Genomic DNA, 21,332 nt, shown 5'->3' on the forward strand with positions numbered 1-21,332 from the left:
CCGGAAGGAAGGTTTCGCATGCACGAACGGGTCAGGATCCTCGGCTGCGCCGCGCTGGCGGCGCCGCTGCTGGCGACCGGATGCGGCGGCAACGCGCGGGGCGACGGCGAGCTCGTCATCGCGGCATGGGACGACGGGCGCCCGCAGAGCGCCGTCGACGTCGCGGCCCGGGACTTCGAGAAGGCGAACCCCGGCGTCAAGGTCACGGTGAAGAAGACGCCCTTCGACCAGCACCTCCAGGCGCTCCGGCGGCAGCTCGGCACCGGCCGCGCCCCCGACGTCGCGATGACCCTCCTCGGCTACGGCGAGTCCGGGACCTCCCGCGCCCTGGCGGACAAGGGGCTGCTCGGCGATCTGACCGCCGAGTCCTGGGCGGGCCGGGTCCCGAAGCAGTACCGGAGCGTCGTCGGAGACGGCGCGAAGGTGTACGCCTTCCCGATCGACCTGATGGCGATCGGCGTGTTCGCCAAGAAGGGCACACCCGAGCCGAAGACGTTCTCCGACGTCCTCGCCCGGTGCCGCAGTGCCGCCGCGGACGGGAAGGTCGCGTTCGCCATCGCCGGCCACGAGGACTCGAAGATGCCGCACATCGTGGGTTTCGCGCTGGCCGCGTCCACGGTCTACGCCGACGATCCCGCCCAGAGCGAGAAGCGGCTGAAGAACCAGGTCACGTTCGCCGGGACGCCGGGCTGGGTGAAGGCCATGGAGCGTTTCACCCAGATGACGGACGCCGGCTGCTTCGCCAAGGGCGTCGCCGGGACGACCCGGGAGGCGGCGGCACGGGGGCTCGGCGAGGGCAAGGCCGAGATGGTCGTCGCTCCGTCGGCGACGCTGCCGCTCTGGCAGGCCGCCGCCCCCCAGGCGACGTTCACGATGTTCCCGTTCCCCGGTGACGACGACCCGGCACGGGTACGCGTCCCCGCCGGCCCGAGCAGCGGCCTCGTCGTCCCGGCCAAGGCGGCCGCCCCGGTGCTCGCCAAGCGCTTCATCGCCCACTACGCGGCCCACCGCGCCCGTTACGCCGCGCTCGACGGTGCCGTGCCCGCCATCCCGGCCGGGGCCGGACGCGTGCCCGCCTACGCATCGGCGCTGGGGCCGTACGTGCGGGACGGCAGGACCAGCCCGGTCATGGACCAGCACTGGCCCAACCCCGAGCTGATCACGCTGTTCGACGCCGGCCTCGTCAAGATCCTCAACGGCCGGTCGGGGCCGTCCGACGTCCTGAAGTCCATGGACGCGGCCTGGACGAGCAAGGCGCCGTAGGAGTTCACATGGTGAAGAGTCCGAGATCGGTGCCGTGGGCGTTCGTCGTCCCCGCGGCCCTGCTGACCCTGCTCCTCGTCCTCGGGCCGTCCCTGCTCGGTGCGCTCTCCGCGTTCACCGACTGGGACGGGCTGACCGAGCCCTCCTGGGTGGGCCTCGCCAACTTCGGAGAGTTCTTCGGTGAAGGCTCGAACGTCGTCGTCCAGACGCTCATCCTGGCCGCGCTGTACGTGGTCGGCGTCAACGCCGTCGGCCTGGGGCTCGCCCTGGGGCTGGCTCGGACGTTGCGCACCCGCCACGTCCTGCGTTCGTTGTTCCTGATCCCGGCCGTGGTGAGCCCGCTGGTCGTCGCCTACATCTGGAAGTTCATCCTGGACGTCGACGGCCCCCTGAACGAGGTGCTGGAGAAGACCGCGCTCGGCACGATCGCGCAACCGTGGCTCGGGCAGCGCGACACCGCGCTCGTGGCCGTCGTCATCGTGATGATCTGGCAGTTCTCCGGCTACCACATGCTCATCTACCTCGCGGGGGTGCAGAGCGTCCAGGACGAACTGCTGGAGGCGGCCCAGGTGGACGGCGCCGGTACCTGGCGCCGGTTCCGCGACATCACGCTGCCGCTTCTGCGGCCGGCGCTCGCCATCGGGACCGCCCTGTCCACGATCTCGGCGTTCATGCTCTTCGACCAGGTCATGGCCCTCACCGGCGGCGGCCCCGCCGGGGGGACCGACACGCTCGGCACCTACGTCTACAAGCAGGCCTTCGTCAACGGCCGGTACGGCTACAGCGCGGCGGTCGCGCTGCTGCTCGTCGCCGGCGTGTGCGTCGCGGCGCTCATCCAGGTCCGGGGGCTGCGCGGGAGGAGCGCATGAACGGATACGGCCGCTGGACCGCCTTCCGGGAGGCCGGGCTCTGGATCGGCGCGATCCCCATGCTCGCGCCCGTGTACCTCGTGCTCGTGACGACCCTGCGCCGTCCGGACGACCCCGCCGGGTCGGCCCTGGCGCCGCCGTCCGGACCGACCCTCGGCAACGTCCGGCGGGCCTGGAGCGAGGCGGGCGGCGACACGGTGTCGTTCTCGCAGGCCCTGTTCAACAGCGTGCTGACGACCTGCGCGGTCGTGCTCCTGCTCATCGCGATCGCGGCACCGGCCGGGTACGCGCTGGCCCGGCGCGGCTCCCGGCTGTCCGGCCTGCTGTTCGGGCTCTTCACCCTCGCGCTGATCATGCCGATCCAGCTCGGGATGATCCCCGTGTACGCCTTCATGGCGGAGGCGGGGCTCACCGGCACCCGCGCCGGGCTGATCCTCGTGTACACGGGTCTGCAGATGCCGCTCGCGGTCTTCCTGTACACCGGCTTCTTCCGGGGCATGCCGACCGCCTACGAGGAGGCCGCGCGGGTGGACGGCGCCCGGCCGCTGCGCGTCTTCGCCCAGATCATGTTCCCGCTGGTGCGGCCGGCCACCGGAGTCGTCGCCACGCTGACCGGGCTCTTCGTGTGGAACGACTTCTTCGTCGCCCTGGTCTTCACCGACGGCACCGACAAGGTGACGCTCCCCGTCGCCGTCTACTCGTTCGTCGGCCGCTTCACGGCCGACTGGCCGCTGATCTTCGCCGCCGCGCTCATCGCCGCCGGCCCTGTCGTGGCGCTGTTCGCACTCGCCCAGCGGTCGGTCATGAAGGGCTTCACCAGCACCCTGCACGGGTGAAAGGAGGAGGGCGCGATGACGTCCATCGAACTCGACCATGTGGTCATGCGGTACGACGGCACGCGGGCGGCGGTGGACGACGTCTCGCTCACGGTCGAGGAGGGCGAGTTCTTCGTCCTGGTCGGCCCGTCCGGCTGCGGCAAGTCCACGCTGCTGCGCCTGCTCGCCGGGCTGGAGAGGCCCTCGTCGGGAGCCGTCCGGATGGGCGGCGACGACGTCACCGCGCTGGAGCCCAGGCTCCGCGACGTCGCCATGGTGTTCCAGAACTACGCGATCTATCCGCACATGACCGTCCGCGCCAACCTCGGCTACGGGCTGCGGGTGCGCGGCACCGGCAAACGGGAGATCGCCGCCCGGGTGGACGAGGTCGCGGACCTGCTCGGGCTTGGCGAACTCCTCGGCCGGCGTCCGGCCACGCTGTCCGGCGGGCAACTCCAGCGGGTCGCGATGGGACGGGCGATCGCGCGCCGTCCCCGCGTCTACCTCATGGACGAGCCGCTGTCGAACCTCGACGCCAAACTGCGCGTCTCCATGCGCGCCGAACTGGAGCAGCTGCATCACAGGCTCGGCGTGACCACCGTGTACGTGACCCACGACCAGGTCGAGGCGATGACACTGGGCAGCCGCGTCGCCGTCCTGCACGGCGGCGAACTCCAGCAGGTCGCCACTCCCCATGAGTTGTACGCCCGGCCGGCCAACGCGTTCGTCGCGGCGTTCATCGGCTCCCCGCCGATGAACTTCGCGGTCGGGACTCTGCGGGGAGACGTGCTGGAATTCGGCGGCTTCAAGTTGGGGGTGATCGACCGGACGCGTCCCCCGGTCCACGACGGTGAGCGGATCCTTGTGGGCATCCGGCCCGAGGACCTGCGTGCGGAGGCCGCGCCCGGCGACTGCGTACTGAGCGTGCAATGCGCCGTGCGCCAGGACCTGGGGGCCGATGTGCTGGTGTTCTTCGGGGTCTCGTCAGGCCCTGACGAGACCGCGGAGATCTCGCATGCCACCTTCGCCGAAGAACGAGGGACAAGGCCGGCGGCGACGGGAGCGGAGCGGCTGCTGTGCGCCCGCGTTCCCCCCGCACTTCCGGTCCGGCCCGGCGACAGGCTCGAACTGGCGGTGCGCCCCGAGGCCCTGCACTACTTCGACCTGGCAGGCGGCACCCGCTTCAAGACCGGCTGAGGTGACGCTCATGGATGTCGTCAAGTACCCCGTGCGGGTCGCCGTTGCCGAGCCCTTCGCCCCCGATGAGCCGGTCGCCAGGTGTTCTGTGATCATGGCCGGGCGGTGAAGGCCGGACCGGGCGGGCCACCGAAGGCATCCGGTAGAGGGAGGGCGAGATGGGGACGGAACCGTCGGCGGCCGCCGAGAGGACATCGGCGGGCGTACGGATCAGCGGAATCGTCATCGACGCGGTCGACCTGGAACGCATGGCCCTCTTCTGGAGCCGGCTGCTGGATCTGGAGATCACTCGCCGCGAGGACGAGTGGATCAGTCTCGGCTCCGGACTGGCGCTGCAACGCGTGCCCGAGCCCAAGAGCGTGAAGAACCGGCTCCATCTGGATCTGGTCGCCGACGACCTCGAATCGGCGTGCGCCCGCGCGGCCGAGCTGGGCGCCGTACCGGCCGGTGCACTGCGAGAGGATCTCTGGCAGGTCTGGAAAGACCCGGAGGGCAACGAGTTCTGCATCTGCCGGTCATGATTTGGAGCCACGCCCGCCTTCCTCGATATTGAGGGTCATGACACCGATCTGCGCGGTTGCGTGCGAGTGATGTCGTTCAAGGCGGAGGAGATCTCCAGACTGGCCGAGTCGGGATGGGCCCGTTGCGAATCGGTGGCCGAGGCCGTGGCGCGAGCCGGGCTCCCCGCGGTCACGCCCGAGTATGCGGCGACCGCCTTCTCTGACGATCTGTGGGACGCCGCAGAGCGCGCGGTGTCCGCCCTCCGGGACCACTTCGCGTCGGCTCGCTTCGCGGACGAGGTGACGTACGGCGTCCTTCTGGTGCCCGACCCCGGCAGGCTGGACACCCGGCGTCCGATGGCTCCGGCCGTGCGCGCGGGCCAGCTCGGCGCACCCGCTGAGGACGTGTTCGACGAGCGGCTCGGTGCGGGGGCCCTGGGCATCCGGCCCGGCGGGCCGTGGACGATGGTCGCCACGGTGACCGGGACTTATGGGCCGTCTCTGGGCAGCCACAACCAGGTCATGGCCGGGCCGCCGACGTCGTTCACGGTGGCCGGCACCGACACCAGGGCGTTGATGATCCGCCAGCTGTGGGGTGCCCGCGTCCTGCAGAGCGGCCGCCACCTGCCCGACTGCGAGTCGAACCCGAGGTGGACGTTCACGCTGTTCCCCGGCGAAGGTCTCACCGGCGGTCAGGCCGAGTCCGGCACCGTCCTCAAGGGCAAGGTGCGTTTCCGGCTCGGCAAGCCCGATCGCGGCATCGGATCGGCGCGCACGGCTCCCGCCGTCCTCATCGGGCCTGCTCGTCGCCCGATGTGAGTTTGATAACGGTTGTCATTCACATCTGATTGATCACGGTACCTACTGCGGGCGGACGCCGCCCGCCGCCGGCCCTTGCCGGGAGAACACGACAAACGAAAGGTCATTTGCCATGTCCAAGGTGCGTTTGCCTGGACACAGCACGCTCCGAGGGGTCGCCATCGGCCTGCTCGGGCTGCTGTTCTGCGTTGCCGGAGACGCCTTCTCCGCGCTGGGTGCCGAAGACGAGAAGCAGTTCCCCTTCGCGCCCGGTGCGCTCGGGGCGATCTTCGGCGGCCTCTTCCTCGCGGGATACGCCACGCTCAGGTTCGGCCTGGCGGTGCGGTCGTCCCGCCGCAACGGCGCCGCGGCCGAAGAGTTCCGGCGGGTGCGCGCCTCGGCCGGGTCGGTCCGGTGGCCGATCGTGTGCCTGGGAGTGTCCGGAATCTTCTATCTGCCGCTGCTGGTCGCCTCGACCCAGCGCGTGGGCAGCTTCGCCACCGTGATCGCGGTGGCGTTCTGCGGCCCGCTGAGTGTGGCGATGTGGGGCGCGTTCCGCAAGGCCCGCTACACCGCAGTGGCCTGGCCCGTCCTGGCCGCCGTGGGCCTGTGGGTCATGTCGCTGCAGGAGGAGGCGCACGCCGACATGCTCGGCTACGCCTTCGCCGCCGCGGCCGCGGTCTGCTTCGCCGTCAACGTCAGTGCGGTCGAGAAGCTGGAGGACCGGGGAGCCGAGACGATCGGCCTGGCCCTGGCGGGCCTGCTCACCATCCCGGGCGCGGCCGTCTGGCTGATCGCGGGGGGCCTGGACTGGTTCCAGCCCCGCGTCATCATGCTGGCCGTGCTGACCGGTCTGTTCACCGCGTGCGTGGCTCCGGTGCTGGAGGCGCGGTCCATCGGCTACCTCGGCAAGGAGAAGTTCGGGGTGCTGTCCAGCGGTGAGCCGATCATGAGCCTGCCGGTCGGGCTGCTCCTGCTGGGGGAGGTCCCCGGCTGGTTCGTGGCCGCCGGTGTGCTGATCATCGTGGTGGCCATCGTGGGCAACACCGCCGAACTGGACCGGCCGCTGGTCCGGCTCCTGCGCGGCGATCTCCGATAAGTGACCGCCGTGCCCCCCACCCAAGGGGCACGGCCGTGGTCAGGCCGGGCGGCGGGTGAACCGCGCCGCCGGGCATAGCCGCGCGGCTCGACCAGCCGCGCGATCGCGGCGGGGAGGCATCGCCTCCCCGCCGTTCCGTTCGGCGCCGGCGCCGACGGATCTTGCCAACTGTATTGGCCCGCGTGGTGCTGATCGCTATCGTGATCGTGATCAGTACGGCCGGGGAGTTCCCGCAGCGGCGGGAGCCCGACCGGGGCCGAGAGCCGTGCGACGGCGGCACCGGCGCGGCCGTGCACGAAGGACGAAAGGAACCGCTGGTGAGGCGGGCGAAGACCGCGGTTTCAGCGCGGACGCGCGTCGGTGGCTGGGCCACCGCCGCGCTGATCACCCTGGCGCTGCTGGCGACGCTGCTCGGCGGCGGGCGGGCGGGCCACGCCACCGTCGCCGCGGACGGCAGCGCCTGGCTGTGGAGCCGGACGGCCGGCGAGGTGGGCCGGGTCAACCCGGACAACGGCAGGGTCGAGCGGACCCGGGTGGTGCCCGGATCGCGCGGTCACCGGGTCCAGGTCACCCAGAACGATCAGAATCTGCTGATCCACGACCTGGAGACCGGGCGGGTGTCCTCGCTGAACCTCAGCGGCCTGGGCTTCTCCGGGCAGGCGGACGTGGGCACCCGCGACGACCCCCACCTGGCCATGGGGAACGGTGTCGCCGCCGTCGTCGAGCGGACGTCGGGCCAGGTACGTGCGCTCGACCCGGCCACCCTGCGCCCGACGGGCCCGGTCCTGCAGCTGCCGGGACCGCTGACCGGCGGCGAGTTCGACGCGGCCGGTCAGCTGTGGACGGCCGTCCCCCGGCAGGGCACCGTCACCGCGGTGGAGGTGACCGCCGAAGGCGCCGCCGTCGCCCGGACCGTCGAGGTCGCCGAACCCGACCGGGACCTCGCGCTGACCGTGCTCGACGAGGGCGCGCTCGTGGTGGACCGCGGCGGCCGCGACCTGGTCGCGGCGATCGGCGACGGCACCCGCCGGATCACCGCGCCGGTTCCGCTGGCCGGCGCGCTGGTGCCCGAGCGCACGCACGGTGGCCTGGCCGCGATCACCGTGCCCGCCGCGGGCGCCGTGGTCACGCTCGACGACGTGCGCAAGGGCGGCCCGATCCACTCGTTCCCGCTGCGCGACCCCGTGCAGGAGCCCGCCGTCCCGTTCGCGGGCAAGGTGTACGTGCCCGTGCGGGAGACCGGCCAGGTCCGCGTGTACGCGCCGACCGGCGAGCAGACCGGCGTGCTGAACATGCCGTCCGGACGCGGCGACCTTGAGTTGCAGGTGCGCGAGGGCAACCTGTTCGTCAACGCGCCGGGGAGCCCCGACGCGCAGGTCATCGGCGCCGACGGCCGGGTCCGCACGGTCGGCAAGTACCCGGACGGCAAGGGGCGCGGCGGTGACAAGCCGGTCGCGCCGGGCGGCGGGAACGGACCGCCGCCGGTCTCGGCACCGCCCGCCGATCCGATCTTCCCCGACCCGCCCGACCTGATCGATCCGCCCGGAAAGCGCCCCACGGAGACCGGCACCCCCGAGCCGCCGCGGACCGAGGCACCGGGAAGGCCCGAGAGCCCCAAGCCCTCCCCCGGCAGCCCTCCGGCTCCGTCACCGAGCCTGACCTTCCCCCGCCCGACGTCGAGGCCCACGACCGGGGCTCCCACCAGCCACGCTCCGACGACCAGCGCGCCCACGACGAAGCCCCCGTGGACGAGGCCCCCCACGACAAGGCCCCCCACGACAAGGCCTCCGACAACGAGGCCTCCCACGACGAAGCCTCCGACAACGAAGCCCCCGTCCACGAAGCCGCCCACGACGAAGCCTCCCGCGAGCAACCCGTACACGGCGGTGCAGGTCTGCAACGCGGGCGGTTCGGGCAGCGGCTACAAGGTGCAGCGCTCCAGCTCGTTCTCGGGCGGCAGGATCTACCAGCTCTACAGCGCGACCACCAAGAACAACTGCGCCGTCACGATGAAGACCGCCGACATCGGCAAGGGCACCAACGTCTGGGTCCGCCTCCAGAGCCAGAAGGGCGGCAAGGTCGCGAGCGACAACGGCACGTTCAAGTACTACGCCGGACCGGTGTACGTCCACGCGCCCGGCGACTGCGTGCGCTACTCGGGCGGCGCCTCCGGCGCGAGCGCCTCGGCCGGCTGGGCCAACTGCGGCTGAGACCGGAGCGGACACAGTGGAGAGAGGGAGAGCTTGAGCACAACGACGGCCGAGCCGCCGGCGCTCACCGGCGAGGAGGCGGTGCTGGCCGCCGACGCCTTCGACCGGATGGCGGCGGGCATCGAACGGGTGGCCCGCTGCGATCCGGCGACCGTGCGGCTGGTCCTCACCGCGTTCGCCACCGGCGGCCACGTCCTGCTGGAGGACCTGCCCGGCATGGGCAAGACGACCCTGGCCCGGGCGCTGGCCGCGGTGACCGGCGGCACGGCCCGCCGCGTCCAGTGCACACCCGACCTGCTGCCCTCCGACATCACCGGTGTGACGATCTTCAACGAGCAGAGCCGGGAGTTCGAGTTCCATCCCGGCCCGGTGTTCGCGAACGTCGTGATCGTGGACGAGGTCAACCGGACCTCGCCCAAGACCCAGTCGGCGCTGCTGGAGGTCATGCAGGAGGAGCGGGTCACGGTGGACGGGACCGCCCACCCGGTGCCCCGCCCGTTCCTGGTCGTCGCCACGCAGAACCCGGTGGACCTGGAGGGCACGTTCCCGCTGCCCGAAGCGCAGCTCGACCGCTTCCTGATGCGGCTGTCGCTGGGCTACCCCGGGGAGGAGGCCGAGCTCTCGCTGATGCGCGGCTCGGCCTCGGCCATGGCCGAGCCCGAGGACCTGGCCCCGGTGCTGGACGACGCGGAGGCGGAGCGGCTGGTCGCGGCCGCCGAACGGGTCGCGTTCGCCGACCCCGTCTACGAGTACGTGCTGCGGCTGGCCCAGCGGACCCGGCGGCACCCCCGGCTGCGCGCCGGCGTGTCCATGCGCGCGTCCATCGCGCTGTGCCGGGCCGCGCGCATGTACGCGCTGGCCGACGGCCGGGGGTACGTCACGCCGGACGACGTCAAGGCCCTGGCCGCGCCGGTCTGGGGGCACCGGCTGATGCCGCTCTCGGGCGCCGCGACCGCGGACGAGACCGCCGAACTGCTCGACGGCCTGCTGGCCGAGGTCCCGGTTCCGGGCCCGCACGAGAACCGGCGCTGATCGGTGGCGTGGCCCCGCCCCACCGGCCGCGGCTGGGGGCTGCTCGCTTCGGGAGCCCTGCTGTGCGGTGGCGGCCTCGGATTCGGCTACCTGGCGCCCGGGGCGCTGGGCGCGCTCGCGTTCCCGACCGTCGGGCTGGCGATGGCGCTCGCCGGGCGCCCGCCCGCCGTCCGGGTGCGGCGGCGTGCCACCGTGTCCCGCGTCCGCGCCGGTGATCCCGTCACGATCGTCCTGGAAATGGAAGCCGACTCCGCCGTCGCCGCCGAGCGCGTCACCGGCCCGCAGGGCACGGCCGTGCTGCGGCTGGGCCCCGCCCGTCCCCGGATCAGGTACGAGCTGTCCGCCGAGCGGCGCGGGGTGATCGAGGCGGGCCCGCTCAGCCTGGTCCGCACCGACCCGCTGGGCCTCGTGCGGGCAGCCCGGCCGGCCGCCGACGAGCCGGTCCGCGTGCTGGTGCATCCCCGCCACCACGACCTGGCCACCGTGCCCGCGGCCGGCGCCGGCGGGCGGGACACCTCGTCCGCGGCCACCCGCGCCACCGAGGGCGCCTTCGCGGGGCTGCGCGAGCACGCGCCGGGAGACGACGTCCGCCAGATCCACTGGCGCACCTCGGCGCGCCGCGGGCGCCTGATGGTGCGCGAGCACGCCGACACCGCGCGCCCGGGCCTGACCGTCCTGGTGGACGACCGATACGGCCCCGGCGAACTGGACGCGCTCGCCGAGGTCGCGGCCTCGATCGTGCGGTCCGGGCCGGACGTCCCGGTGGATCTGCGGCTGGCCGGCGGCGGGTACTCGCCGGCCGGCGCGGCGGGCACCGCCCAGCTGGACCTTCTGGCGGAGGCGGTGCCGCGTCCCGACGCCGACTTCGCGGCGGCCTGCCGGCGCCTCCGCTCGGCCCCGTCCGGGCGCGCGGTCGTGCTGATGTCCACCGCGGCGACGCCGCAGGACATGGCCGCGGCGCTTGAGGCGCTCGCCGCGCGCCGCACGGTCTCCCTGCTGGGCCTGGTCGGCTCGGACGGTCCCGGCGACGGCGCGGAACCCGCCGCGCCGCCCGCCGGGGTGCGGATCCTGCGAGCGCCCGACGCCGAGTCCTTCGCCGCGCGATGGAACGAGACCCGCTGGTGGACGCGGTGAGCCGGGTCCGTACCGCACTGTCCGCCGCCGCGGTCGCGACGGCCGCCGCGGCCCCGGCACCCCTGCTGGCGGCGGGGTACGACCGGCCGCCGGCCGTGCTCGCCGTGCTGGTCGTCACCGCGGTGGCCGCGGTGGCGGTGACGACGGCGGCGCACCGGCTGCTCCGCGACTGGGGGCCCGCCGCCGCGATTCCGGCCGGGCTGCCCGTGGCCGCCGCCGGGCTGGTCGCCCTGGCCGCCTGGTCGCCCGGCCAGGTCAAGGGGCCGGCCCCCGCGGCGGTGGACGCCGTGCTGCACTCCGGCGCCCGCATCCTGACCATGGCGCCCCCGGCGCCGGCGACCGTTGACCTGCTGGCGTTCCCGGCGCTGGCGGTCTGGCTCGCGGGGGCCATCGGCACGGTGCTGCGCCGCGACGGCCGGGTCCTGCCCGCGCTGCTGCCGGCCGCGCTGCTCCTCGTCGGCGCCGCCGCGCTCGACCCCGAGGCGGCCGGCCCCGGCTACCGGTCGGCGGCGCTGCTGGCCCTGGCCGCCACCGTCCTGCTGGCCTCCGCGCCGAAGGACCGGCCGGACGCCGCCCGGACCGGGGTCACCCTGCGGATGCGGGACCCGGGGCCCGTCCGCTCCGCCGCCCGTCCCCGGTCGCGGGCGGCCGGCGCGGCGATGGCCTGCGCGGTCCTGCTGCCCGGCGTCGGCGCGGCCGTGGCCGCGCCCGGGATCCTGACGGGCTGGCCCGTGCAGGCCGCCGACCCGCGCGCCGAGGCCCCCGCGGCCGAGACGCCGCTCGACGTGCGCAACCCGTTGGCGTACCTGTCGGCGTGGGCGGCCGACCCCGATGTGCCGCTGATGAACGTGACGGGTCCGCGGACCGAACTGCGGTGGGTCGCGCTCGCCGAGTTCACAGGTCCGACCTGGCTGCCGGACAGTTCGTACCGTCCGGCCGGGCACGTGCTGCCGCCGCCGGAGGAGACGCCGCCGCACACGACCCGGACGTCGGTCCGGGTGTCGGTCCGGAACCTTCCCGGGGACTGGGTGCCGGTGCCGGGGACGCCCACCCGCGTGGACGGGATCTCGGTCGGGCACGACGCGCTCTCCGGCACGCTGCTGTCCTCCGACGGCCCGGTGGCGGGGCGCACGTACACGGCCGAGGGCCTGGTCGCCGACTGGAACGGCGACGAGGCGGCGCAGGCCAAGATCGCGTCCGGGACCGGGTACGAGCGCTACCTCCGGCTGCCGCCCGGCGCGCCCGCGCGGCTGGCCGACATCGCGACCTCGGCCGCGGGGGACGGGACGCCGCACCGGCGCGCCGCCCGCATCGCCGAGTACCTGCGCGACAGCTACACCTTCGAGCCGGGCGCCCCCGGCGGGCACGGCTACGCGGAGTTGTCCGAGCTTCTCGTCCCGCCGGGGCGCAAGGGCGGCGGCGCCACCTCCGAGCAGTTCGCGAGCGCGTTCGCGGTCCTCGCCCGCGCGGCCGGGCTGCCGAGCCGGGTGGTGGTCGGGTTCGGCCCAGGCACAGGCGGCGACGGCGGGCGCGTGGTGCGCACCGGCGACGCGGTCGCCTGGGGCGAGGTGTACTTCGAGGGCCTGGGCTGGGTGCCGTACGACCCGAACCCCCGCGACCGTTCGAAGGCACGGCCGCGGCCGAGCACGGGAGAGCGGTCGGACCGCGACGGCGCGCACCGCGACGACGGTGCGGAGGACCTGGCGGACGGCGGCGCGGGTGGCGCCGGACCGCCGCGCGCGGGCGGGCCGGGCAGCGGCCTGCTCGCAGTCCCCCCGGTCGCGTTGCTTGCCGCCTTCCTGATCGGTGTGCCGCTGCTGCGCCTCTCGCGACTGCGCAGATCGCGCTTCGGACCCGCACCGGACCGGATGCTCGCCGCATGGACGGAACTGCTGGTGGCGCTGCGGCTCGCGGGCCTTCCCGCCCCCGCGTCCGCCACCGCCGCCGACGTGACGGAAAGGCTGGCACGCGAGCTGCCCGAGACCGATCCCGAACGGCTGCGGCGGTTGTGCCGGCTGGTGAACGCGGCCGGCTTCGGCGGTGCGGTCACCGAGGAGGACGCGGCGTTCGCGGTCGCGCAGACCGGTTCGCTGGCCGCCGGGCTGCGGCGCTCACGGTCGCCGCTGCGCCGCCTGACGTGGTGGTGGGACCCGCGCGCGCTGCTTTGGTCGGTTCAGCCGGTCCGCTTGACGCGCCGCGTGCAGACCGGCTCGGCCTGGGCGACCCGGTCGACGTCCACCACCGCTACCACCGTCAGGCAGTAGTCCACGCTCGGGTTCAGCGCCGTGATCACGATCTTCTGGCTCCCCGGGTCCACGGCGGCCAGCGTGGACGGGGGGCGCCCGACCGGCCCGCCGACCACGTAGTGCGCGGCCTGCCCTCCGCTGCGGTCCTGCCAGGAGACCTCGATCGAGACCTGGCCGTCGACGATCCGCACCTGGGCCGGCGCGTACTGCTGGGCGGGCCGGATGGCGGTCGGCGAAGATGAGGGCACCGTCGACCGCTCGGCCAGCGGCCGGTGCTCGGACGTTCTGGAATCGGACAGCAACCCGGTCCCCACGACCCCGACCCCGGCGGCCGCGAGCGCCACCACGGTCGCTATGACCGGGCGCACACGGCGCGGAGACACGGTCCGCTCCTGTTCGCGGGCCTGCTCCGGGACCTGCTTTCCGGCCGGTTCAAGGGTGCCGCCGACCTGGTCAAGGCTGCCGCCGGCAGGGGCCGCCGCCCTCTCCAAGGGCCACGCCGACGGCCGTTCCCAGCTGTCGAAGAACTCGGCGGTCGCGGTCACGGGCGCGGGCGCGGGCGCGGGCGCGGGCGGAGGCGGAGGCGCGGGCGCAGGCATGGGCGCGTGTGGAGGCATGGGCGCGGCTGCGGGCGCGGGAAGGTGCCCGAGCCCCTCCCCCAGCGCGTCGGTGAACGCCTTCACCGTCGGATGCCGCTCGGCGGGGTCGCTCGCCATCGCCCTGGCGAGGGCGCCGGCGAGCCACTCCGGGATGTCGTCTCGCGGCACCTGCGGAACGGGCTCGTTCAGCGCCCGTTCCCGCACCTCCCACCGGCCGTCGGCGGTGAACGGGGCGCGCCCGGCGAGAAGGGCCCACAGCGTCGCGCCCAGGCCGTACACGTCGGAGGCCACGGTCTGCTCCTGGCGGCGCAGCGCCTCGGGCGCCGCGAACCCGGGATCGACGCGTTCCAGACCGACCGGCTCCAGCACGCAGGGCGCCGAATGCGCGCCGAGTCCGCGCAGCGTGGCGGGCCCGGCGAGCAGCGGCCCGCGGTCACCGCGCAGCACGCGCCCGGGGTTCACTCCGCCGTGGATCAGGCCCTCGGCGTGGAGCGCCTGCAACCCCATGCCGACCGAGACCGCGATCTCGACCGCCTCATGCACGGGCAGCAGCGCGCCGGAGTCGTGGTCGCCGCCCGGGCAGTACAGCGACGCCGCGTACCGGCGACCGGTCGCGGTACGCCCGGTCTCCAGCACGGTGACGAGATGGTCGTGGCGGGTGGCCCGTTCCAGCGCGGCCAGCTCGTCCAGCGGCGGATAGGAACCGAAACGCTGGACGCGGAGCGCGACCACCCAGCCGGACTCCTCGTGGACGGCCCGGTAGGTGACCCCGCCGGCACCCTGATGGGCGATCGTGAGGTCGCGGTATCCGCGTACCAGTGTTGGCGGGTCACCGGTGCTGGTCATGGCGGCGGCGTGCTCCCCGTCGTGCGGAGGTCGGGCAGGTTCGGCCGGACATTGATCTTAGCAACCGCCGCGCCCTCAGGGTGCTCGATCGTCGACCTGAGGGCGTGCGCGATGGCGGCGAATGGCCAGCGTCGGCCGCGGGCCGGTCACTCGGCGAGTGGTCCATTGATCCACTGCGGGGGGCCGTGCAGTCTGTACACGGGCCGCCCACTCCGCCGTCGATGGAGACGCCCGTGCGTATTTCGAAGCTCACCACCCACGTCGTCGGCACCGCGTGGCGCACCCTGACCTACGTCCAGGTGCACACCGACGAAGGCCTCACCGGTGTCGGCGAGGCGCGCATGCTCAACCACACCGACGCTCTGCTGGGCTATCTGGCCGAGGCCGAGCGCAACCACATCGCCGGCTCCGACCCGTTCGACATCGAGGACCTCGTCCACCGGATGAAGTACCGCGACTACGGACGGGCGGGCGAGGTGGTGATGTCGGGCATCGCCTGCGTCGAAACGGCCTGCTGGGACATCGTCGGCAAGGCGCTGGGGCAGCCGGTCTGGCGGCTGATGGGCGGCAAGGTGCGGGACCGGATCATGGCGTACGCCAACGGCTGGTACCGGGTCGACCGCACCCCGGACGCCTTCCACGACGCGGCCCGCGCCGTGGTCGAACGCGGGTACCGCGCGCTCAAGGTCGACCCGTTCGGCGCCGGCCGGTTCGAGCTCGACCACGCCGAGACCATGCGTTCGGTCTCCCTGGTCGAGGCGGTGCGCGACGCCGTGGGCCCGGCGGCCGAGGTGTTCATCGAGATGCACGGCAGGTTCTCCCCCGCGACCGCGATCCGGCTGGCGGGGCTGCTGGAGCCGTACGACCCGGGCTGGATCGAGGAACCGTGCCCGCCGGAGAACCACAAGGCGCTGGCGAAGGTCGCCGCGCACACGCGCCTGCCGATCGCGACCGGCGAGCGCATCCACGACCGCATCGAGTTCCGCGAGCTGTTCGAGCTGCAGGCGGCCGACATCATCCAGCCGGACACCGCCGCCTGCGGCGGCATCGCGGAGACCCGCAAGCTCGCGGCGACGGCGGAGACCCACTATGTGCTGGTCGCCCCGCACAACGTCGGCGGGCCGGTGCAGACCGCCGCCAACCTGCACCTCGGCGCGTGCACCCCCAACTTCAAGATCCAGGAGCATTTCAACGACTTCGCCGACGTGGAGATCAAGAAGATCGCGCCCGGCGTGCCCGACGTGGTCGACGGGTACTTCGCGCTGCCCACGGCGCCCGGTCTCGGCGTCGAGCTCGACCTGGACGCGCTCGCCGAGTTCTCCGCGGAGCGGGCCGGCCTCGACCTGTTCGCCGAGGACTGGCATCTGCGGGGAGCCGGCCGATGACACGATCGATCGTCCTGGACGAACCCGGAGTCTGGCGCCTGGTGACGGCGGATCCGCCGGAACCCGGTCCAGGCGAGGCGCTCATCCGGGTGGTCGCGGCGGGCGTCTGCGGCAGCGACCGGGACCTGTACGCCGACACCCGCCCGGCGGGGTTCGCCGCCTATCCGGTGACACCGGGGCACGAATGGTCCGGGACGGTGGCCGCGGTCGGCCCGGGCGCCGACCCGGCCCTGGTGGCGGCCAAGGTCGTCGGCGAAGGCCACCGCTCCTGCCTGACCTGCGACAGCTGCCGCAACGGCGACACGAACCTGTGCGCGAAGGGGTACGACGAGACGGGCTTCACCAGCCCGGGGGCGTTCGCCGAGTACCTGCTGCTGCCCGCCCGGCTGCTGCACGTCCTCGGCGACGACGCCGACCTGCGCGCCGCCGCCCTGCTGGAACCGGCGGCCGTCGCGGCGGCCGGTGTACGGAAGGTCGGCCCACGACCTGGCGAGTCGCTCGCCGTGATCGGCGCGGGCACCCTCGGAGTGCTGACCCTGCAGTTGCTCGGCGCGTACTCGCCGGTCGAGCTCGTCGTCGTCGACCCACGGCGGGAGCGGGTGGAGCCGGCCCTTGAGGCGGGGGCGACGGCGTTCCGGTCACCGGATGAGATCGGTCCGCTGAACGGGCGCTTCGACGCGGTCGTGGAGACAGCGGGCGCGTCCGGGACGGCCCACGCGGCCGTCCGGCTGGCGCGCCGCGGCGGCCGGGTCGCGATTCTCGGCATCCCCGGCGACCCGGCCGACTCGATCCCGACCACGCTGATCGTGACCCGCCACCTCGCGCTGCACACCGTCTTCGGCTCCACGTCCGCCGACTGGGCCCACGTCGTACGCGCGTTCGCCGCGGGCATCCTCGCGCCCGCCCCGTTCGTCACCGATGAGCTGCCGCTCGAAGACTACGAGCAGGCGCTCAAGCTCAGTGGCTCGCCCACCGCGGGCAAGATCCTTCTCCGGCCCTAGTGCGCCCCGGGGCCGGTACTCACTCCCGGGTGCCGCGCGCCGCCCTGTACTCGGCCACGACCAGGTCGGTCAGCTCGGCGACCGAGGTCTCGTCCCGGCGCTTGTCGTAGGTGATCGAGCCGTGCTGGAGCAGGTTCACCCGGTCGCAGACCTCCAGCACCTGGGCGTAGTTGTGCGCGATGATGACGATCGAGACCTCGCCGCGCTCCTTGAGGTCGCGGATCAGGTCGAGGATGAGCGCGCCCTCCTTGGCGCCCATGGCGGCGAGCGGCTCGTCCAGCAGCAGGATCCTGGCGTCCGAGTAGACCGAGCGCGCCACCGCGATGGCCTGCCGCTGGCCGCCGGACAGCTTGGCCACTTCGGAACCGACGTCCTGGATCTGCACTCCCATGTCGTCGAGGTACCGCCGGGCGCGCTTGCGCATCACCCTGTTGTTGAGCAGCGGCCATCGGACGATCTCGCGGTTGAGGAACATGTTGTGGTAGACGGTCAGCTCGTTGATCAGCGCGAGGTCCTGGTACACCGTGTCGATCCCGAGGGAACGGGCGTGCGCCACCGACTTGAGGGCGACCTCCGCCCCGTGCACGATGATCCGGCCGCGGTCCGGCTGGTGGTAGCCGCAGATGGTCTTGATCAGGGTCGACTTGCCCGCGCCGTTGTCGCCGATGAGACCGAGCACCTCGCCGCGGTCGAGGTGCATGGTCACGTCCCTCAGCGCCTCGACCGCGCCGAACCGCTTGGCGATGTGCTCGACCCGGAGCACTTCGCCGGGCGGGGGTTCGGGAGTGCCGGCGGGCGGCGGGCCGGCTGCCGGTCCCGGGGACTCCGTCATGTTCGGCCCGCCCTTCGCAGATTGGCCAGGTAGACGTTGAGGATCATGGACAGCAGGATCGCCAGGCCGAGAATGATGTTGAACGGATTGGCGCTGATCCCGATCAGGTTGAAGCCGTTGCGCAGCTCGGCGAGCACGAACGCGCCGAACAGCGCACCGACGACGGTGCCGGAGCCGCCGGCCAGCGCGGTGCCGCCGATCACCGCGGCCGCCACCGCGGTGAACATCGCGCTCGCGAAGTCCGCGCCGCTCAGCGTCGGGTCGATCGTGTCGGTGCGGAACACCTCGAGGATCCCCGCGAACGCCGAGAGCGCGCCGATGAGCATGAAGTTGCCCACCTTGACGCGGCCGGTCCTGATGCCCGCCTCGTCGGCGCCCAGCCGGTTGCCTCCGACGGCGATCGTGTAGAGGCCCCAGCGGGTACTGGTCAGCACCATCTGGAAGAAGGCCACGATCAGCAGGCACCAGATGAGCTCGGACCATTCCGCGTGGCCGAACCAGCTCTGGACGGTGCCTCGGGCGGCCTGCGGGATCTCCGCCGGGAAGGCGTGCGACGTGGTGAGCGTGATGCCGCCGACCAGGAACAGCATGCCGAGGGTGGTGACGAACGAGGGCACTTTGAGCACCACGGTGATGAACCCGTTCCCGAAGCCGATGACCGCGCCGACCAGCACCGACAGCACGATGGCGGGGATCGGATAGACGCCGTAGTAGTCGATCAGGTAGTGCATCATGAACGGCGCGAACGCGTAGACCGCTCCCGCGGACAGGTCGATCTCCCCGCTGACCAGCAGGAACACCTCCCCCACCGCGATGATCGCGAAGGGTGCGGTGCTCTGCGAGAGGTTCACCTGGTTGCTGTGCGAGAGGAAGATCCCGTCCGTCGAGGCCTGGAAGTAGATCACCAGGCCGATGGCCACGAGGAGGATCGTGGCCTCGCGGCGGCGGAGGAACGCGTCGACGGCGAGGCGGAGCACACCGGACCCCCGCTTCCCGGGGGCCGGCGAGCCCGCCTTGGGCGTTCTCTGGTTGACGACGTCACTCATCCGGCGCTCACTGGTGCGAGATCGCGCCGGTCTTCGGCAGGTACTTCTGCTGCGTCGTCGACCCCTCGTACCTGGTCTTCGACGTCAGGTACGGGTCCACGTTGTCCTTGGTGACGAACAGCAGACCGGTGTTGGTGTCGGACGGCGCCACAAGCCCGCCGGAAAGCTTGTACATGTACAGCTGCAGCACCGGCAGGAAGCCCTGCAGGTACGGCTGCTGGTCGATGGTGAAGTCGAGGTGGCCAGCCTTGATCGACTGGAGCGTCGAGGGGTTGAGGTCGAACCCGCCGGCGACCACGCCCTTCTGTTTCAGGTTGTACTTCGCCACCACCTTGCCGATGTTCTCGGTGGAGCCGGCGTCGACGGCGAACATGCCCTTGAGGCCGGGGTGCCCCTGGGCGTAGGCGTCGATGGTGGACAGTTCCTTCGGCAGCTCGGCGCCGCTCGCCACGTCCGCGAAGTTGATCGACTTCCCGGACGCCTTGATCGCGTCCTTGGCGCCGTCGATCCGCGGCTGGATGTTGAGCGAGCCCGGGGTGGCGATGAAACCGACCGCGTCGCCGCCGGTCATCAGCGCGGCGATGCGCGTGCCCAGCTGGTAGCCGGAGTTGTACAGGTCCTGTCCGATGTAGGCGAGCCGGCTGGACCCCGGGTTGTTCCGGGCGCCGTCGGCGTTGTACGAGACCACCGGGACGCCCTGGTCGAGCGCCTTGTCGACCGGCGTCTTGAACGCCGACTTGTCGACCACGGAGATCGCGATGCCGTCCGCCTTCGCGGAGATCGCCTGGTTCGTGGCGTTCACCATCTCGGAGACGATCGAGTCCTTCGACCCCGTCCACTGGAACGAGCAGCCGAGGAGCGCGCACGCGTCCTGCGCTCCGTACTGGGTGGGCGTGAAGAACGGGTTGGTGGTGACGTGGTTGACGAACACGAACCGCCACTTGGGAGTGGACGGGTAGTTCCCCGGTCCGCCGCCGGCCGCCGCCGAGTCCTTCTTGTTGTCGCTGGAGCACGCGGCGAGCAACGCCGAGGCGGCGGCCGTGGCGCTGACTAAGCCGGCCGCGCTGAGCAGCCGGCGCCGGACCGTCCCCCTGATGTCGAGCGTGTCGATGGCCTCTTCGACCGTGGAGTCTGACTTACTCATGTGGACCTCCTGGGCCCGGCGGGACCGGGCGGGCGATGCGACGCGGATCGGGTCCCGCCGGGGGTGGGCGTCAGCGGGCGCTGAAGGTGTAGACGGTGGTGGTTCGGTAGGTCTGGCCCGGCGACAGCACGGTCGACGGGAAGTTGCCGTGGTTCGGGGAGTCGGGGAAGTGCTGGGTCTCCAGCGCGAACCCGTCGCCCTGCCGGTACTGGTGGCCGCCGGTGCCGTACAGCGTCCCGTCCAGGAAGTTCCCGGAGTAGAACTGGATGCCCGGCTGGTCGGACGAGATCGTCAGCACCCGCCCGCTCGTCGGCTCGCTGACCCGGGCGGCCTGCCGGAGGCCCGACCCGTCGACGACCCAGTTGTGGTCGTAGCCGCGGCCGAAGACCATCTGCTGGTGGCCGTCGCGGATCCGGTCGCCGATCGGTGTCGGCCTGGTGAAGTCGAGCGGCGTGGAGGCGACCGGCGCGAGCTGACCGGTCGGGATGAGGGTGGAGTCGACCGGCGTGTAGCGATGCGCGTTGAGCTGCAGGACGTGGTCGTAGATGGTGCCGGTGCCCTCGCCCGCCAGATTGAAGTACGAGTGGTTCGTCAGGTTGACGATCGTCTTCTTGTCGGTGGTGGCCCGGTAGCCGATGCGGATCGAGTCCTTGGTGATCGTGTACGTCGCGGTGGCGTGCAGGGTGCCCGGGTAGCCCATCTCCTTGTCCGGGCTGGTGTAGTCGAGCCGCAGCGAGGGATCACCGTGGTCGCTGCCCGGGGTCGCCGTCCAGACCTTCGTGTCGAAGCCCTTGGTGCCGCCGTGCAGGCTGTTGGGGTCGTTGTTGATCGGCAGCTGGTAGGTCACGCCGTCGAGGGTGAACTGCCCCTTGGCTATCCGGTTGGCGTACCTGCCGATGAGGGCGCCGAAGTACGGGCCGGGGTTGTTCTTGGCCACATAGTCGCCGAGGCCGGCGAAGCCCAGGGCGACGTTGCCCATCCGGCCGCGCGCGTCCGGCACCTCGATCGTCTGCACGATGCCGCCGTAGGTGATGATCCGGACGCGGATGGACCGGTTCGTGATCGTGTAGCGCCAGACCTTGGTGCCGTCCTCGAGGGAACCGAACAGGTCCTTCTTGATGCCCGGTTTCAAGGTGGAATGCGTCGCGCGCGCGGGCGCCGCGGAGGCCGCCGTGCCCGCTCCCGTCATCGCGCCCGCCAGCACGATCGCCGCGCAGACTCTCCCGGCCAGGCCTGCGCCTGGGGATCTACCTGATCTACCTGGCCTGAGCATGGGCATTCCCTTCTCGGGTGGGGGTGGATGTGCCCGTCACGTG

Annotated in this window: 18 protein-coding genes; 13 read left to right on the top strand and 5 right to left on the bottom strand. The window is 72.6% G+C overall.

Annotated elements, in window-relative coordinates; genetic code table 11:
- Positions 1–18 precede the first annotated feature (18 nt).
- From ACQPZP_RS26675 to ACQPZP_RS26725, 11 genes are all read left to right on the top strand, one after another.
- Positions 19–1,263: an ABC transporter substrate-binding protein gene (locus tag ACQPZP_RS26675; RefSeq protein ID WP_433472461.1), complete on the top strand. Its 1,245-nt coding sequence runs from the start codon at positions 19–21 to the stop codon at positions 1,261–1,263.
- 8 nt (positions 1,264–1,271) lie between these two features.
- Positions 1,272–2,132, top strand: coding sequence for a carbohydrate ABC transporter permease (locus tag ACQPZP_RS26680; protein ID WP_433472462.1), 861 nt, complete (start codon positions 1,272–1,274; stop codon positions 2,130–2,132).
- Positions 2,129–2,968 carry a carbohydrate ABC transporter permease gene (locus tag ACQPZP_RS26685; RefSeq protein WP_433472463.1) on the top strand — a complete coding sequence of 280 codons (840 nt, stop codon included), beginning with the start codon at positions 2,129–2,131 and terminating at the stop codon, positions 2,966–2,968. Before ACQPZP_RS26680 ends, ACQPZP_RS26685 begins: the two co-directional genes overlap by 4 nt.
- A gap of 15 nt (positions 2,969–2,983) precedes the next feature.
- Positions 2,984–4,144, top strand: a complete 1,161-nt coding sequence (locus tag ACQPZP_RS26690; RefSeq protein WP_433472464.1) for an ABC transporter ATP-binding protein — start codon at positions 2,984–2,986, stop codon at positions 4,142–4,144.
- Between the two features lie 158 nt (positions 4,145–4,302).
- Positions 4,303–4,665 (top strand): VOC family protein, encoded by a 363-nt coding sequence (locus tag ACQPZP_RS26695; RefSeq protein ID WP_433472465.1) that lies wholly within the window; start codon positions 4,303–4,305, stop codon positions 4,663–4,665.
- A 69-nt stretch (positions 4,666–4,734) separates the two neighbouring features.
- Positions 4,735–5,463, top strand: coding sequence for a hypothetical protein (locus ACQPZP_RS26700; RefSeq protein WP_433472466.1), 729 nt, complete (start codon positions 4,735–4,737; stop codon positions 5,461–5,463).
- Positions 5,464–5,575: 112 nt separating this feature from the next.
- Entirely contained in the window at positions 5,576–6,541 is a 966-nt protein-coding gene (locus ACQPZP_RS26705) for an EamA family transporter (protein ID WP_433472467.1), read from the top strand.
- Between the two features lie 182 nt (positions 6,542–6,723).
- Positions 6,724–8,751, top strand: a complete 2,028-nt coding sequence (locus ACQPZP_RS26710; RefSeq protein ID WP_433472468.1) for a hypothetical protein — start codon at positions 6,724–6,726, stop codon at positions 8,749–8,751.
- Positions 8,752–8,784: 33 nt separating this feature from the next.
- A complete protein-coding gene (locus tag ACQPZP_RS26715; RefSeq protein ID WP_433472469.1) occupies positions 8,785–9,783 on the top strand; it encodes an AAA family ATPase in 999 nt (332 codons plus the stop codon).
- Positions 9,784–9,786: 3 nt separating this feature from the next.
- On the top strand, positions 9,787–10,917 hold the full coding sequence (locus tag ACQPZP_RS26720) for a DUF58 domain-containing protein (protein WP_433472470.1): 1,131 nt from the start codon (positions 9,787–9,789) through the stop codon (positions 10,915–10,917).
- Positions 10,887–13,181: a transglutaminase-like domain-containing protein gene (locus ACQPZP_RS26725; protein WP_433472471.1), complete on the top strand. Its 2,295-nt coding sequence runs from the start codon at positions 10,887–10,889 to the stop codon at positions 13,179–13,181. Before ACQPZP_RS26720 ends, ACQPZP_RS26725 begins: the two co-directional genes overlap by 31 nt.
- On the opposite strand, the gene ACQPZP_RS26730 is transcribed toward ACQPZP_RS26725, so the two are convergent.
- Complete coding sequence (locus ACQPZP_RS26730; protein WP_433472472.1) at positions 13,091–14,608, bottom strand: protein kinase domain-containing protein; 1,518 nt, start codon at positions 14,606–14,608, stop codon at positions 13,091–13,093. The two genes, ACQPZP_RS26725 and ACQPZP_RS26730, sit on opposite strands and share 91 nt — an antisense overlap.
- Before the next feature lie 233 nt (positions 14,609–14,841).
- Between ACQPZP_RS26730 and ACQPZP_RS26735 the strand changes: the two genes are divergently transcribed.
- Together ACQPZP_RS26735 and ACQPZP_RS26740 are read left to right on the top strand one after the other, a co-directional pair.
- Entirely contained in the window at positions 14,842–15,993 is a 1,152-nt protein-coding gene (locus ACQPZP_RS26735; protein ID WP_433472473.1) for a mandelate racemase/muconate lactonizing enzyme family protein, read from the top strand.
- On the top strand, positions 15,990–16,994 hold the full coding sequence (locus tag ACQPZP_RS26740) for a zinc-dependent alcohol dehydrogenase (protein ID WP_433472474.1): 1,005 nt from the start codon (positions 15,990–15,992) through the stop codon (positions 16,992–16,994). Before ACQPZP_RS26735 ends, ACQPZP_RS26740 begins: the two co-directional genes overlap by 4 nt.
- A gap of 19 nt (positions 16,995–17,013) precedes the next feature.
- On the opposite strand, the gene ACQPZP_RS26745 is transcribed toward ACQPZP_RS26740, so the two are convergent.
- From ACQPZP_RS26745 to ACQPZP_RS26760, 4 genes are all read right to left on the bottom strand, one after another.
- Positions 17,014–17,826 carry an ATP-binding cassette domain-containing protein gene (locus tag ACQPZP_RS26745; protein WP_433472475.1) on the bottom strand — a complete coding sequence of 271 codons (813 nt, stop codon included), beginning with the start codon at positions 17,824–17,826 and terminating at the stop codon, positions 17,014–17,016.
- Positions 17,823–18,872 (bottom strand): ABC transporter permease, encoded by a 1,050-nt coding sequence (locus ACQPZP_RS26750; RefSeq protein WP_433472476.1) that lies wholly within the window; start codon positions 18,870–18,872, stop codon positions 17,823–17,825. The genes ACQPZP_RS26745 and ACQPZP_RS26750 overlap by 4 nt, the downstream gene beginning before the upstream one ends.
- A 7-nt stretch (positions 18,873–18,879) precedes the next feature.
- Positions 18,880–20,016 (bottom strand): sugar ABC transporter substrate-binding protein, encoded by a 1,137-nt coding sequence (locus tag ACQPZP_RS26755; RefSeq protein ID WP_433472477.1) that lies wholly within the window; start codon positions 20,014–20,016, stop codon positions 18,880–18,882.
- A 70-nt stretch (positions 20,017–20,086) separates the two neighbouring features.
- Complete coding sequence (locus ACQPZP_RS26760; RefSeq protein ID WP_433472478.1) at positions 20,087–21,205, bottom strand: aldose epimerase family protein; 1,119 nt, start codon at positions 21,203–21,205, stop codon at positions 20,087–20,089.
- Between the last annotated feature and the right edge of the window lie 127 nt (positions 21,206–21,332).

The organism is Spirillospora sp. CA-142024 (assembly GCF_050942325.1).
Classification (GTDB): domain Bacteria; phylum Actinomycetota; class Actinomycetes; order Streptosporangiales; family Streptosporangiaceae; genus Spirillospora.

Bases quoted from the DNA above. Each gene is read 5' to 3' on its own strand.
- ACQPZP_RS26675 (WP_433472461.1), top strand. From the start codon at position 19: ATGCACGAACGGGTCAGGATCCTCGGCTGCGCCGCGCTGGCGGCGCCG.
- ACQPZP_RS26680 (WP_433472462.1), top strand. From the start codon at position 1,272: ATGGTGAAGAGTCCGAGATCGGTGCCGTGGGCGTTCGTCGTCCCCGCG.
- ACQPZP_RS26685 (WP_433472463.1), top strand. From the start codon at position 2,129: ATGAACGGATACGGCCGCTGGACCGCCTTCCGGGAGGCCGGGCTCTGG.
- ACQPZP_RS26690 (WP_433472464.1), top strand. From the start codon at position 2,984: ATGACGTCCATCGAACTCGACCATGTGGTCATGCGGTACGACGGCACG.
- ACQPZP_RS26695 (WP_433472465.1), top strand. From the start codon at position 4,303: ATGGGGACGGAACCGTCGGCGGCCGCCGAGAGGACATCGGCGGGCGTA.
- ACQPZP_RS26700 (WP_433472466.1), top strand. From the start codon at position 4,735: ATGTCGTTCAAGGCGGAGGAGATCTCCAGACTGGCCGAGTCGGGATGG.
- ACQPZP_RS26705 (WP_433472467.1), top strand. From the start codon at position 5,576: ATGTCCAAGGTGCGTTTGCCTGGACACAGCACGCTCCGAGGGGTCGCC.
- ACQPZP_RS26725 (WP_433472471.1), top strand. From the start codon at position 10,887: ATGGAACGAGACCCGCTGGTGGACGCGGTGAGCCGGGTCCGTACCGCA.
- ACQPZP_RS26730 (WP_433472472.1), bottom strand. From the start codon at position 14,608: ATGACCAGCACCGGTGACCCGCCAACACTGGTACGCGGATACCGCGAC.
- ACQPZP_RS26740 (WP_433472474.1), top strand. From the start codon at position 15,990: ATGACACGATCGATCGTCCTGGACGAACCCGGAGTCTGGCGCCTGGTG.
- ACQPZP_RS26745 (WP_433472475.1), bottom strand. From the start codon at position 17,826: ATGACGGAGTCCCCGGGACCGGCAGCCGGCCCGCCGCCCGCCGGCACT.
- ACQPZP_RS26750 (WP_433472476.1), bottom strand. From the start codon at position 18,872: ATGAGTGACGTCGTCAACCAGAGAACGCCCAAGGCGGGCTCGCCGGCC.
- ACQPZP_RS26755 (WP_433472477.1), bottom strand. From the start codon at position 20,016: ATGAGTAAGTCAGACTCCACGGTCGAAGAGGCCATCGACACGCTCGAC.
- ACQPZP_RS26760 (WP_433472478.1), bottom strand. From the start codon at position 21,205: ATGACGGGAGCGGGCACGGCGGCCTCCGCGGCGCCCGCGCGCGCGACG.